Here is a 13,814-nt window from a genome sequence, read left to right as displayed (position 1 = left end):
ATTCTGATGATCAAAACATTCTTACTCATAGGCACCGGCGGTTTCCTCGGCAGCATCGGCCGATATCTTGTGCAGCAGCTGGTATTCCGGCGCTTCCCTTCCTCCTTTCCCTTCGGCACCCTGCTGGTGAACATCACCGCCTGCTTCCTGATCGGGCTGGTATACGGTCTGTCCGAAAAAGGCAATCTGCTGTCTCCCGAATGGCGGCTGTTCCTGGCCACCGGCATCTGCGGAGGCTATTCCACCTTCTCTTCCTTTGCCTATGAGAATGTTGCCCTGCTCGGCGACGGGGAAATACTGTATACCTTTCTCTACACCGCCGTCAGCATCCTCATAGGATTCCTGGCGGTATATGGCGGCATCGTCCTCGTAAAATCATACTGATATGGAAATGCAACCCGACGGAACGTCCACCCTCCTGCGCATCTTCATCGGCGAATCGGACAAGAGCAGCCACAGCCCCCTGTATGAAGCGCTCCTTTTTGAGGCCAAGAAGGCGGGCATGGCCGGCGCTACTGTCCTGCGGGGCATCATGTCCTACGGCGCCAGCACCCGGGTACATACCGCCAAGCTGATCGATATTTCGCAAGACCTTCCCATTATCGTAGAAATCGTCGACCGGGAAGAAAAAATACAAGATTTCGTAGCTACCGTCCATCGCCTGATGGATGAGGCGGGCTGCGGCGGCCTGGTCACCCTGGAAAAAATCCGGGTGCTGTACTACCAGGGGCGGAAAGAATAACTGAAAGCCCGACAATAACAAAACGATATAAGACGTAAGGCGACCTCCTGTCCCCGGCTCACCGCTAACGGTTATGACTATTTTGTAAACTCTGCCGGTTCCCGGATGGTTTGGGCATTTTTTTTGATATTTGCAGACGAATCGCCGGAACAGGAAGCCCTGCACAGGATGCAGCTGCTCCTGAACCTGCCTCATCTTAATCACCAACTAAACCGAATACGCTTATGTGTGGCATTGTCGCCTATATCGGACAACGGGAAGCCTACCCCGTCATTCTGAAAGGATTGAAACGACTGGAATACCGGGGCTACGACAGCGCCGGAGTGGCCCTGCTCAACAAAGGACTGCATATCTACAAGAAAAAAGGAAAGGTTGCGGAGCTGGAAGAGTATCTCACCGGCAAGGACATGCATGCGCATATCGGCATAGGCCATACCCGCTGGGCTACCCACGGAGTACCGAGCGACCGCAATGCCCACCCCCACAGCTCGGGCGACGGAAGGCTGGCCATCGTACACAACGGCATCATCGAAAACTATGCGCAGATCAAACAGGAGCTGAGCAACAAAGGCCATGTGTTCAAGAGCGATACCGACACCGAAGTGCTGATTCATTTTATCGAAGAGATCCGCAAAAACAACAACTGCCCGACGGAAGAAGCGGTAAGGATCGCTCTTAAACGCATTGTGGGGGCCTATGTGATCGTGATACTCGACAAAGACAACCCGGACACCCTCATTGCCGCCCGGAAAGGAAGCCCCCTGGTAATCGGTATTGGCAAAGGAGAACATTTCCTGGCCTCCGACGCCTCGCCCATTGTAGAGTACACCAAAGAGGTGGTATATGTAAACGATTATGAGATCGCTATTATCAAAGCAGATGAGCTGATCCTGAAAAACATCGCCAACGAAATACAAACCCCCTATATCCAGAAGCTGGATATCGAGCTGGCCGCCATCGAGAAAGGGGGATATGATCATTTCATGCTGAAAGAGATCTTCGAGCAGCCGCATACCATCTTCGACTGTCTGCGGGGACGCCTGGATGCGGCGGAAGGCTCTCTTACCCTCGGCGGCATACGCGAGTATGCGGAGCAGCTGAAAAATGCACAGCGCATTATTATTATTGCCTGCGGTACATCCTGGCATGCCGGGTTGGTAGCGGAATATATGATCGAGGAGCTCTGCCGCATCCCGGTGGAAGTGGAATATGCTTCGGAATTCCGGTACCGTAATCCCGTCATCAATCCCGGGGATATCATTATCGCTATTTCACAGTCCGGCGAAACTGCCGATACGCTGGTGGCCATAGAAAGCGCAAAGGCGCAGGGGGCCGTTATCTTCGGCGTCTGCAATGTGGTGGGTTCTTCCATCGCCCGCGCCTCTCACGCCGGCGCCTATACGCATGCCGGACCGGAGATCGGGGTGGCCAGCACCAAGGCCTTCACCGCCCAGCTGGCCGTACTGGCCCTCATCGCCCTGAAGATAGCGGAAGAAAAAGGCAGCATTACCCAGAAACGTTTCCTCCACCTGCTCACCGAGCTGGAAGATATTCCCGAAAAAGTAGCGCTGGCCCTGCAGCTGAATGACCAGGTTCGCAGCATGGCCGAGAAATACAAGGACGCACGGGACTTCCTCTACCTGGGCCGCGGATATAATTTCCCGGTGGCCCTGGAAGGCGCGCTGAAGCTGAAAGAAATATCGTATATTCATGCAGAAGGCTATCCTGCGGCAGAGATGAAGCATGGCCCTATTGCCCTGGTAGATGAAACGCTGCCGGTAGTGATCGTGGCCACGCGCGACAGCTACTACGAAAAGATAGTATCCAACATCCAGGAGATAAAAGCCCGCAGCGGAAAGGTGATCGCCGTGATCACCGAAGGCGACGAAACCATCCCCGGCATGGCCGACGATGTGATCGTCGTTCCGGAAGCCGACGAGCTGGCGGCGCCCCTGGTCAGCGTGATTCCCCTGCAGCTGCTGGCTTATCACATCGGGGTGCTGAAGGGTTACGATGTGGACAAGCCGCGGAACCTGGCCAAATCAGTGACCGTGGAATAGATAAAACGAACAGGAATATAGCGCCCGCAGCCAGGAGGAAGCTTTTCCTGTTCTACTTAGAATCCGCTAACGATCCTATAAATCCCCCCGATGAATAATATCGTCAAGAATCCGTTAAATAAATTAGGTTACGACTTTATCGACAAGCAGGCCCTTCCAAAGGGGAAAGACGAATATTATATCCGCAACCGGCAGAACGGAACCCGGCAGTACCGCCAGCTTTCCGCCCACGAGATCGAAACGCTGGTCCGCAACTACAATACTTCGGACGACTGGAACAAGGTGCTGGTGGCCGATGCCTTCGATGCAGACCTGGTCAGCCACTGCCAGTTTCACGGCCTGGTGCGCATCGGCAAGCTGGAACCTTATTACCTGGAATTTAAAAACCTCCGCCTGGCTGTAGGGTTATACAACAGCACCATCTCCTCCTGCGACTTCGGGGATAACGTCGTTGTACACAACGTCAACTATCTCTCTCATTACATCATCGGCAACGAGGTCATGCTGGCCAATATCAACGAGATGGCCACCACCCCCTATGCAAAATTCGGAAACGGCATCCTGAAGGAAGGCGAAGAAGAAAAAACCCGCATCTGGCTGGAGCTTTGCAATGAAAACGGGGGGAGGCGCATCCTGCCCTTTGAGGACATGCTGCCCGGAGACGCTTACCTCTGGACCCGCCATCGCGATGACGACCTGCTCATGCAGAAATTCCGCGAGTTCACCGAAAAACAGTTCGATACAAAAAGGGGGTACTACGGTACCGTAGGCGACCGCTCGGTGATCAAGAACTGCAAGATCATCAAAGACACGGCCATCGGATCGGACGCCTATATCAAAGGCGCCAACAAGATCAAGAACCTGACGATCAAGAGCAAGGCCGAGGCCAATACCCAGATCGGAGAAGGATGCGAGCTCGTCAACGGCATCGTGGGCTACGGCTGCCGTATTTTTTACGGCGTAAAAGCGGTCCGTTTTATCATGGCCTCGCATTCCAGCCTGAAGTATGGCGCACGGCTGATCAACTCCTACCTGGGCAACAACGCTACCGTATCCTGCTGCGAGGTGCTCAACTCCCTGATCTTCCCGGCGCACGAACAGCACCATAACAACTCTTTTCTTTGCGCCGCCCTGCTGATGGGACAAAGCAATATGGCGGCGGGCGCCACCATCGGCTCTAATCATAATTCCCGGGGAGCAGATGGGGAGATCATTGCGGGCAGGGGGTTCTGGCCCGGTCTCTGCGTAAGCCTGAAACACAATTCCCGTTTTGCCACCTTTACGCTGATCGCCAAGGGCAACTACCCTGCGGAACTGGACCTCCCCATCCCCTTTTCCCTGCTCATCAACGACGAATCCAACGACCAGATCCGCATCATCCCCGGCTACTGGTTTCTTTACAACATGTATGCCCTGTCCCGGAATTTCTGGAAATATGCGGACCGGGACAAACGCACCGGAAAGATACAGCTGCTCGAATATGACTACCTGGCGCCGGACTCCGTGGAGGAAATGTTCCAGGGACTGGAGCTGATGGAATACCATACGGGGCGGGCATGGCTGAAAAGCCGGAAGAAGGAGAACGCAGACCCCGGCGTCAGCGAAGAACACAGGGCAGCCGTCTGCCGTATCGGAAAGGATATACTGCTGCATCATCCCGAAAGGCTGGACAAGCTCACGGTAACCATAACGGGGGTGGAAAACTCCGGCCGCCCGGCGGTATTGTTAAAACTTGCCCGGGCTTATCCCGTTTTCCGCAGGATGATTTTTCAATACGGTATACGCGCCTGTATGGATGCGGTGGAACAGCAAAGCATCACCGGCCTCGCCGAGCTGAAAAAGATCATGCAGAAAGCAAAGCGCAGGCAATGGACCAATGTAGGCGGACAGCTTATGCCGGCCGATACGGAAGCCCAGCTCCGTCAGGATATCAAAAGCGGAAAGATCAAAGGCTGGACAGAGCTGCATAACGCCTATATCAAACTGGGCCGGCAGTATCCCCGCGAAAAACTGCAGCATGCCCTGGCCTCGCTGCGGGAGATCGCCGGCATCTCCGGTATGCCGGATGCCGCTCTTTGTAAAGAAATGCTACAGGAAGCCGTCAGAAACCAGGAATGGATCAGCGAGCAGATCATCAACAGCCGGAAAAAGGATTACACAAACCCCTTCCGGAAGATGGTGTATGAAAATGAAGCGGAAATGGAACGGGTAATGGGACCGCTGGCAGAAAACGGTTTTATACAATATACCCGGCAGGAGCTGAAACGGTTTAAAAAGACCGCCAGCCGTGTCATCAAAGTGCTGAGTCAGTAGCCTTCCGGCATTCGGGACCTTCTTCATTATTTCTTGTCAAAGCCGGCGTATGCCACCGGGTCAAACCGGGTCAACCAGCAATCGTTGCCTGCCGGCAATCCTCATCCATATCCTGTCGGTAATGCCGGGGTCGCACCAGACCCGGCCCGGTAAAGAGGCCGGCTATAAGCGACCGGGGGGACGCCTGTTTTTGCCTTTCCTGCCGGTAAGATCATCTCCCAGGTCTTCCCGGGCCTCCTCAGCAAGCTGCTGCAGCTGCGTCACCACTTCGGGATGCGCGGCTTTTACATCATAGCGTTCTCCCGGATCGCGGCGCAGATCGTAAAGGGCCAGCCCGGTGGAATCCTTGTGCATCCTGCCGGGCCATCCGTCCTTTCCCGGAAGCTGTCCTTCATACGAATGATAAGGGTGTGGCAGGATCAACTTCCACGGTCCCTGCCGGACGGCCTCCAGGCTGTTCAGATGATAATAATAAAAAAGATGGTCGCGGGGGTTGGCGCCGGGATCGCCTTTCAGCAAAGAAAGGATATTCACGCCGTCGATCTTATTCGCAGGCAGCGGCGCGCCGGTAACCGCAGCCAGGGTGGGAAGCAGGTCAATGTTGGCCGCCAGCTTATTGCAGACCGTCCCTTCCGGTACCCTCCCCGGCCAGCGGATGATGGCAGGCTCCCGTTGCCCGCCTTCCCAGGTAGTGGCTTTTCCCTCACGCAGCGCGCCCGCCGATCCGGCATGATTGCCGAAAGTGAGCCAGGGGCCGTTATCGCTGGTGAAGATGAACAGCGTATTATTTTCCATGCCATTTTCCTTAAGCGCCTTCATCACCTGTCCTACAGACCAGTCTATCTCCATCATCACGTCGCCGAAAAGACCCTGTTTACTTTTCCCTTTGAACTTATCCGATACGCCCAGGGGCACATGCACCATGGACTGTGCAAAGTAAAGGAAGAACGGCTGTGTTCTATGATGGTTGATGAATTGCACCGCTCTTTCCGTATACCAGGTCGTCAGCATGCTCTGGTCGTCCAGGGTACGGATATAACGAACCACCTTATTGCCGTCTATCAGGGGAAGCGGGGGCCATTTGGCGCGGGGACTGCTGGTATCCTTAAAAGGCTTTCCGTCGTATCCCACCGGCCACATATCGTTTGAGTAAGGCAAGCCAAAATAGGTATCGAAACCGTGCTGCAGCGGCAGGAATTTCCGGGCATCGCCCAGGTGCCATTTCCCGATGATCGCCGTGGCATATCCTTTTTTCTTCAGCATACCGGCGATGGTCTCTTCCCGGCCGCTGATCCCGATGGGGGAATGCGGCATCAATGCACCATGGAAGCCGATGCGGTTGGGATAGCAGCCGGTCAGTATTGCTGCCCGCGAAGCGCTGCAGATGGGCTGAGCGGAATAAAAGTTGGTGAACCGCATCCCCTGGGCAGCCAGCCGGTCGATGTTCGGCGTGGTATAGCCGATGCCGCCATAGGCGTCCACATCCCCGTATCCCATATCATCCATATAGATGAGCACAATGTTGGGAAGGGAAGCCGGCCTGGTTTGCGCCTGGCAAGGCGCCCATGCGGCCATCAGCAGAAAAAAAGAAAAAAGGCGGATCAGGATCGGTGACAGCATAACAATTGATTAGGACTTATGCTGCCAAATATACACAACGTTGCCTATTCTTTTTTGCTTTTTTGCGCATGCGTAAACCCATTCGCCTGCAGACCGGGATCACCCGGCTTTCCCCGACAGTATCTGACCGTAAGACCGGATGAAACCAAGGTCCCCATACATCTTTTTGTATGTAGCGTCAATATATACGGCAAAGCTGGTGATATTTGTAACGCCCATCTTTTCATATGTCTGCACATCGCTGCGACATACTTCCGGATACCACGAGAGCTTTACCGGCGGCTTTTTCCATTTGCTTTGCAACGAGTCGTCCAGCCAATATTCAAGTACCTGGACAGTTCCTTTTGGGAATACCTCCAGATTAGCCGACAAAAGATCCAATGTCTCCCCATGCGAGATGAACCTGTTCTTACCGGCTATCTTGCCTATCCCGCCGGCCGACCGGTCGGTAAGCGGCTTCGCCCAGTCTCTGTATATCGGGGCAAATTCAAGAAAGATCCCTTCTGCCGGTTTGACCTTAACGGGAGGGATAATTGTATTCGCATAGGCAAGATGCGCCAGAGACGCATCCGGGTATTTTTTTCGCAAACCTGATACAACTGCATTCTCAATGATCAGGGCCTGCTCGGAATCGGAAAATGGCCGGCATTGCTCACAGCGGCACATGGGCTCACCATCGTCTATCCAGTAAAAATACCTTCCCGTAGTCGCGCGAAGCACATCTGCATATTTAAGCGCATTCTCAACTATCAGATCCAATGCGCTCTTCGAGTGAGCACAACAGTTATAATCGCCCACCCGGATCCCCTGATCGTTCATCCTGAACATATCCGGATTTTTTGAAAAAAGGCTCCTGGGCAAGAGATCGTGCATGGAGTGAAGCTCGTGCTCAACCTGAATATGATATTTTTTGCAATCGGACAGGAACTGCTGCCCCTTCTCCGATGTGATAAAACGGGCCACCTGAGAAGGAGTTACATGGGTTCCGATGGTCGTCAGCCCTGCATCAAATGCCAGCTTTGGCCAATCCAGCGTAAGCAGGTCCTCAACAGAAAGCACAACGCCCCGGGTCTTAAGCTGACCCGGGGTCCAGGCGGGCATTCCTCCCCTGACCAGTTTATCAGTGAAAAACAGGGCGGGCAATAAGACAAGTGCGTCCTTTACAAATGTTCGCCTGTTCAACAAATTATTCCGATCCATAATTAAAGTATTTATCGTTTTTTATTGATCTTCCCCGAATTGAAAAACACCGAGGGCAGAAGGTATATGAAAGTCAGGCGTATCCACCTGCGGGGTTTTCCAGGTAAACCAGGTAAACCCGGTATCGGTTCCGCCTCCCTTTTTGTCGGCCCGGAATATACCGGCCCTGATGCTTCGGCCTTTAATGGAAGCTGAGCGGGCGAGCCGTTTAAAAAAGCGCAAGGGTAATCTTCCCTCTATCGAATACCCATTTTCATGCCGCTGCGACCGGATGTCCGCCCCCGGCATATTCCAGTCCGAATCAAAAATCCGGTAATAAGAAGCCTGGTAATCGAGTACCCTGGCCTCCGGGGAGATCTCCATGCAGTAGTAATCATGCATATTCGCATCGGCGGAAAAGAACAGCTCCACCCGGTCTCCCGCTGCCACTGAATTCTCGTCTGTGTATTTGGCTACGACCGGGGTGGTGTCTTCAACTTTAAACGAAAAATAGAAATAATCCCTGCTGAAGCAGGCCCGAAAAGAGGTATTATCCCCTTTATCATTCTCCCAGGTAGCATGTAATGGCCTTATCACCACACACTTTCCCCAGCCGGGTTCGTCTGCCGTGCCGTCGATCCGGATATCCGTTTTTTCCAGATATCTGACCGGATAATAGATCGGGGTATCCTTATCTCGCATAGCCAGGCCGGAAGCATCATACGCATAGGACGGTCCCCCGGCGGACCAGGAAAACAAAAGGATCAAAATAAGTGCCCAACGCATATCGTAATATTTAAGTTTTACTATTATTTTCTCGGCCAGCCCGGATTTTGTTCCAGTTTTTCATTGAGAGAAAGATCATATGCCGGTAACGGATACAGATAATCCCTTTCAATATTGAATCCATATCCGTTCGGCAGCGACTTCTGATACGGATCAATATAACCATCCTCATCTACATTGATGTTGATATTATCCGGATAATCGCGGGCGATAAACCTCGCTCCTTTGGCTCTTTTATGTACAATAAGCCTATGCGCGCTCCAGCGGCAAAGATCATTGTATCGATAGCCTTCGCAGGCAAGTTCTACTCTTCGCTCCCTCCGGATCTCGTTGATCACCGGGGATAATTCCGGAAAATCCCAGCCGGGATCGGAAGCGATGTCTGCCAGTTGAAGGGCCGCTACCCCTGCTCGTTTCCTCAGCAGGTTGATGCTACGGTCGATATCGGACTGGGTGATCGTCCCCAGTTCTGCTTTGGCCTCTGCAAAATTAAGCAACACCTCCGCATACCGGAACAGAATAGCGGCGGTAGTAGAGGTAAAATCAGCCTGCTGCAGTGTTTTATCCGGATAGGCGCCTTTCTTGATCTGATACCCCGTAACATCCCGCGAATCGCCGCCCAGGTTAATTTTTGCTTTACCAAATACTGACAACGTATCACCGCCTCCGGAGAAATCAATGGTAATAGGATCGCCCGGAACAAATATCAACTGCCGGAGACGAAGATCCCTGTTTTTAACTACCTGTAAAAGACCGCTGTCTCCACGGTAAAGGCGGCTGGAAGAAATAGGTCGTCCGTCCGTACAGAGATAGCTATCCACCAATGATTTGCTGATTCCGGTATTGCCCGCAATGATTGAAAGGTACCGCTGGCCGTTATGGGTGAGCAGGCCTTCTTTATATTTTCTCCAAAAAATAATCTCCGGATTCCCGCTCAGATCCGATTGATTAAAAAGCAGATCGTAGTCGGATTCCGGATGTCCGGTATTATAGATGGCAAACTTTCCACTTTCCATCAGCTGTTCCGAAGCATCCAGTGACTGCTTCAGGTATTTTCCGGGATCGCCATCTGTGATCCCGAACACCGTTCCCGCGTGGTACTTTTCCCATGTCCCTTCATAAAGAGCTACTCTCGATTTAAAAGCCAGAGCCACCGACCGGTTCACCCTGTTCACCGGGGCCTGGCCGGCATCTTTTAAAAGAATGATGGCGGAATCGAGGTCCGAAAGAATATGATCGGCGGTGATATTTCTGGGCTGCCGCATGCCATACAATTCCGGAGAATTGGTTTCCAACGGCTCGTCAATCCACGGGAGACCTCCGAATTGTTGAAACAATTCAAAATAAAACCAAGCACGGAAAAAATAGCCCTCTCCAAGGAAATGCTGCTTGTCCCCCTCAGCGCCATCTTCGACCGACGAACTGCTGCTTAGGAAAACATTGGCAGCCCTCACATTCGTCCAGTCCCATCCTCCTCCGGATACCGGCAGTACGGTCAAACCGGCCAGATGCGTATTGTACAGCCCCGGCACCATATTGTCACTGTTATTATCGATCCAAAAGGGCCCGGCATCATGCGTCCCCCATCCGGGAAGCGAAGCATATAAGGTATTCAAATAAGTTTCCATGTCGCTTGTGGTCTTCCAGAATTCAACCTGGGAGATCTGGTCAAGCGGCTTTCTATCCAGGAAATCCTTTTCGCAGGAGGAAAAAAGAAATACCAGGGGAAATCCTATGATACAAATAATTATCTTTCTCATAGAAAATTTTTAAAAGTTCACATTCAATCCGAAGGATATTATTTTCGACAGCGGGTATATCTTTCCTTGTCCATATGTGCCGGATATGCCTTCCGGATCAAACATTCCTTTTATAGAAGAAAAGGTCAGCAGGTTTTCGGCATTGACATAAACACGGGCGCCTTTAACCGATATTCTTCGAAGCAGCGATTCAGGGAGCGTATAACCTACCTGGAGGGATTTAAGCCGCAGATAAGCCGCGTTCTGGAGATACAATGACGATATCTCCCGGTTCTTGTTGCCTTCGCTGCTGAAATAAGGTCTCGGATAATAGGCCTTCGGATTGTCTTCCGTCCAGTAGTCCAGATGTTCCTTGAAAGTGCTGTTTTGCCATACATCTCCCAGCTGTCCCCAGAATACATTGGCGGTATTGTTAAACCAGACGTCCTGCTTTCCTATGCCCATCCAGAACATGGAGAGATCAAATTGCTTCCAGGACATGCCAAAGAGAAGAGAATAAGCATACCGCGGCAGTGAATTCCCTATTATTTTTAAATCTCCGTGATCATCTACAGTCCGGTTGCCATAGTTGACGATGCCATCGCCGTTCAGATCTTCATACCGCACATCTCCGGGATACCAATTCGCATAGATAATGGATTGATCGGCATGGCCCTTCACCTCCTCCTCCGACTGGAACAGGCCGCGGGAAGCATATCCCCAGATATCCCCTTCCCGCATCCCGGCATAGTTGCTCGACAGCGTTTTATCCGGATTATTCCATTTTGTGATCACGACCTTGTAATCGGACAGGCTGGCCTTCAGGTTATAGCTGAAATTATCGCCTATCCTGTCCTTCCATTCCACTGAAGCTTCCCAACCGGAATTTCTTTTAGCGGCATTATTCTCCAACGGCACAGCCGTCCCCAGTACGGATGGCAGCGGGTATGATGTGCCGAGCATGTTAAGCACATCTCTTTTGAAATAGTCGAATATCACATTCATTCTTTCTTTCAACAACGCTGCATCGAACCCCAGGTCGAAAGTCCTCACGGTTTCCCAGGTAAGATCCGGACTTGTAATACCGGGCATCCCGACGCCGACCGGCATGTTATCCCCAAGTATCCATCCGACCTGAGGAGTTACCGGCATAATGGGTATGTACAAATAATTATCCACGTTCTGATTACCTAAAGATCCATAAGAGCCTCTCAGCTTGAAGTAGCCGATGTAAGGTTTTATTCCGGACCAGAACTTTTCTTCGGAAATGCGATAGGCGGCAGACACAGAGGGGAAGAAACCATATCGCTTATCTTCAGCAAATTTCGAAGACCCGCTGCGACGGGCATTCACCTCGAGAAGGTATTTATCCCTGAAGTTATAGTTGAATCGAAAGAATGCTCCAACGGTAGACCAGTGATAAACTTCATCGTCTGCACTGACATCGCCGGCAGCGGTTGAAATGGACGGCACATTATCCGTAATCAATGTATTCCGTAAAGCATAGAGATTGCTTGCAGACTGATATTCACGTTGATAGCCCAGCAACAATTTAAGCTGATGATATTTTATCCTTTTTTCGTAAGAAGTGGAAATATTAAAGGTCCAGTAATTATCCGTATCAAATGTTTTGGCTATATCATTTGGCGTACGGGTATCAAAGGCCACGTAGGGGTCACCGTTAGGTCCGTGGGCATACACCAGCGCATGATGAGCAGCATTGGTATTGTTTCCGTTTTTCCAGGAATAATCTCCCTTGATCAGCCAATCCTTCACCGGCTCCAGCTCGCCTTCCGCCCGAAGCCACAAATCGTTGTTGGTATAGACATCCCGTCCGCCGTGCTCATAGACATTGATCCTGGACATCTCGCTGTATTCACCGTTTGGATAAACGACCGGGTCAGTGGGATATCTGCGTGTAAGATCGTGCCACATTACATCCCGTTCCAGGCCATATCCGTCATTCGGATAATCGGATTTGCTTCTCGTAAATTTGGTCAGGAAGTTAACCCTCATCCATTTTGTAATCTCGGTATTGATCTTCGCATCTATATTGTAGCGCTGGTATTGCTCATCGCCGTAACGCATTTGACCGGACTGGTCATAAAACCCTGCAGATACATAATATGACAATCCGTCCCGGCTGCCGTCCATGGACAGGTTATGCTTCTGACGAAAGGACCATTTCTTTACCAGGGCATCGTACCAATTGGTATTGGCATTGGCGTTTTCATGTTTGGCCCACTTATTAGGATCGAACGGATCCGGCACTGTTCCGGGCGTATTCCGCGGATCCTTCATGAACGCCTCAATCCGCCCGATCACTTCGTCAGAAAAGATCGGGGCCATTCCCGCATTTTTCGCTGCGTCATTCCAGGCCTTGGCAAATTCAAGCGAATTGGCGGGTTGAGGCAATACCGTTGGCGTTGCCCATTCCATATCGGTATGATAAGTGAAATTGGGTTTGCCGGAGGTGCTCCTCCCCTTTTTTGTAGTGATGAGAATGACGCCATAGGGCGCGTTAGCGCCATAGATCGCTGCCGACGCCGCATCTTTGAGAACAGAAACGGACTCGATATCGGCGGGGTTCACCTGGTTGATATCCATGGGCATCCCATCTACCAGAACATAAGGAGACCCCATCCCCCTGATATTAAAATTCATCGTCGCGCCGGGCTCTCCCCCGGAGCTATTCGTACTGACATTTAAACCCGGAGACAAACCCTGTAGCGTCTGGGCTACGTTTTCCTGGGGGCGGGTGGCAATCATTTTATTATCGATAGATTCGACGGCTCCTGTAATATCGCTCCTTTTCTGGGTGCCATATCCCACGACTACGATCTCATTCAGACCGGTACTGGAAGGCTTCAGTACCACGTTGATATGGGAACGTCCGTTTACCGGCAACTCCTTTTTGTCATAGCCCAGGTAGGAGAACACCAATACGGCATCAGCAGCAACGTCCAGGCTGAATTTGCCGTCGGCATCGGTGACCGTTCCGGCGGTCCCGCCTTTCACCTGTGCCGTCACTCCGGACAACGGATTGCCCGAGGAATCGGTGACCCTGCCGGATACCGGCTGTTGTGGCAACGGCGGCATCCTGTCTGCCGAATCCCGGGTCAGAGAACGGATCACTACCGTCTTGCCGATCACCACCCAGGAGAGCGGCTGGCCTTCCATACAGCGAGCCAGCGCCTCCTCCAACGTCGCGTTGCGGAGATCCACCGTCACCCTGCGCGAAGGACGCATTAACGACTCGGCATAGGCAAACGTATAGCCGGTCTGATCCCGAATCTCCGAAAACACCTCCTCCAGGGAAGCATTTTTCTCCGACAGGCTGATCCGCTGTCCGGACACCCTGGCACTTGCATGCAG

9 protein-coding genes are annotated in these 13,814 nt (G+C 52.1%); 4 read left to right on the top strand and 5 right to left on the bottom strand.

The genetic code is table 11. The annotated features are described in order from the left end of the window. The first annotated feature begins 6 nt into the window (after nt 1-6). The 4 genes from crcB to ABD851_RS08915 all read left to right on the top strand — a co-directional run bounded on the left by crcB (nt 7) and on the right by ABD851_RS08915 (nt 5,115). Entirely contained in the window at nt 7-384 is a 378-nt protein-coding gene (gene crcB, locus ABD851_RS08930; RefSeq protein ID WP_344978347.1) for a fluoride efflux transporter CrcB, read from the top strand. A 1-nt stretch (nt 385) separates the two neighbouring features. Beyond that, on the top strand, nt 386-742 hold the full coding sequence (locus ABD851_RS08925; RefSeq protein WP_344978349.1) for a DUF190 domain-containing protein: 357 nt from the start codon (nt 386-388) through the stop codon (nt 740-742). 224 nt (nt 743-966) lie between these two features. Beyond that, nucleotides 967-2,802, top strand: coding sequence for a glutamine--fructose-6-phosphate transaminase (isomerizing) (gene glmS, locus ABD851_RS08920; RefSeq protein ID WP_344978351.1), 1,836 nt, complete (start codon nt 967-969; stop codon nt 2,800-2,802). A gap of 90 nt (nt 2,803-2,892) precedes the next feature. Next, entirely contained in the window at nt 2,893-5,115 is a 2,223-nt protein-coding gene (locus tag ABD851_RS08915; RefSeq protein WP_344978354.1) for a DUF4954 family protein, read from the top strand. 162 nt (nt 5,116-5,277) lie between these two features. On the opposite strand, the gene ABD851_RS08910 is transcribed toward ABD851_RS08915, so the two are convergent. The 5 genes from ABD851_RS08910 to ABD851_RS08890 all read right to left on the bottom strand — a co-directional run. Beyond that, nucleotides 5,278-6,735 carry a sulfatase family protein gene (locus ABD851_RS08910; protein WP_344978356.1) on the bottom strand — a complete coding sequence of 486 codons (1,458 nt, stop codon included), beginning with the start codon at nt 6,733-6,735 and terminating at the stop codon, nt 5,278-5,280. 99 nt (nt 6,736-6,834) lie between these two features. Beyond that, nucleotides 6,835-7,836 (bottom strand): DUF4838 domain-containing protein, encoded by a 1,002-nt coding sequence (locus ABD851_RS08905; RefSeq protein WP_344978358.1) that lies wholly within the window; start codon nt 7,834-7,836, stop codon nt 6,835-6,837. Nucleotides 7,837-7,956: 120 nt separating this feature from the next. Beyond that, entirely contained in the window at nt 7,957-8,700 is a 744-nt protein-coding gene (locus ABD851_RS08900; RefSeq protein WP_344978360.1) for a carbohydrate-binding family 9-like protein, read from the bottom strand. Nucleotides 8,701-8,723: 23 nt separating this feature from the next. Beyond that, nucleotides 8,724-10,460 carry a RagB/SusD family nutrient uptake outer membrane protein gene (locus ABD851_RS08895; protein ID WP_344978362.1) on the bottom strand — a complete coding sequence of 579 codons (1,737 nt, stop codon included), beginning with the start codon at nt 10,458-10,460 and terminating at the stop codon, nt 8,724-8,726. A 9-nt stretch (nt 10,461-10,469) separates the two neighbouring features. Continuing rightward, a partial coding sequence (locus tag ABD851_RS08890) for a TonB-dependent receptor (protein WP_344978364.1) occupies nt 10,470-13,814 on the bottom strand: 3,345 nt, incomplete at its 5' end.

Origin of the sequence: Compostibacter hankyongensis, from assembly GCF_039541075.1 — a bacterium.
In the GTDB taxonomy this organism is placed as follows: Bacteria; Bacteroidota; Bacteroidia; order Chitinophagales; family Chitinophagaceae; genus Compostibacter; species Compostibacter hankyongensis.
The sequence above is the reverse complement of the archived record's forward strand: the minus strand, read 5'-3'. Positions and strand labels throughout refer to the sequence as shown.

Bases quoted from the DNA above. Each gene is read 5' to 3' on its own strand.
- crcB (WP_344978347.1), top strand. From the start codon at position 7: ATGATCAAAACATTCTTACTCATAGGCACCGGCGGTTTCCTCGGCAGC.
- ABD851_RS08925 (WP_344978349.1), top strand. From the start codon at position 386: ATGGAAATGCAACCCGACGGAACGTCCACCCTCCTGCGCATCTTCATC.
- glmS (WP_344978351.1), top strand. From the start codon at position 967: ATGTGTGGCATTGTCGCCTATATCGGACAACGGGAAGCCTACCCCGTC.
- ABD851_RS08915 (WP_344978354.1), top strand. From the start codon at position 2,893: ATGAATAATATCGTCAAGAATCCGTTAAATAAATTAGGTTACGACTTT.
- ABD851_RS08910 (WP_344978356.1), bottom strand. From the start codon at position 6,735: ATGCTGTCACCGATCCTGATCCGCCTTTTTTCTTTTTTTCTGCTGATG.
- ABD851_RS08905 (WP_344978358.1), bottom strand. From the start codon at position 7,836: ATGCCCGCCTGGACCCCGGGTCAGCTTAAGACCCGGGGCGTTGTGCTT.
- ABD851_RS08900 (WP_344978360.1), bottom strand. From the start codon at position 8,700: ATGCGTTGGGCACTTATTTTGATCCTTTTGTTTTCCTGGTCCGCCGGG.
- ABD851_RS08895 (WP_344978362.1), bottom strand. From the start codon at position 10,460: ATGAGAAAGATAATTATTTGTATCATAGGATTTCCCCTGGTATTTCTT.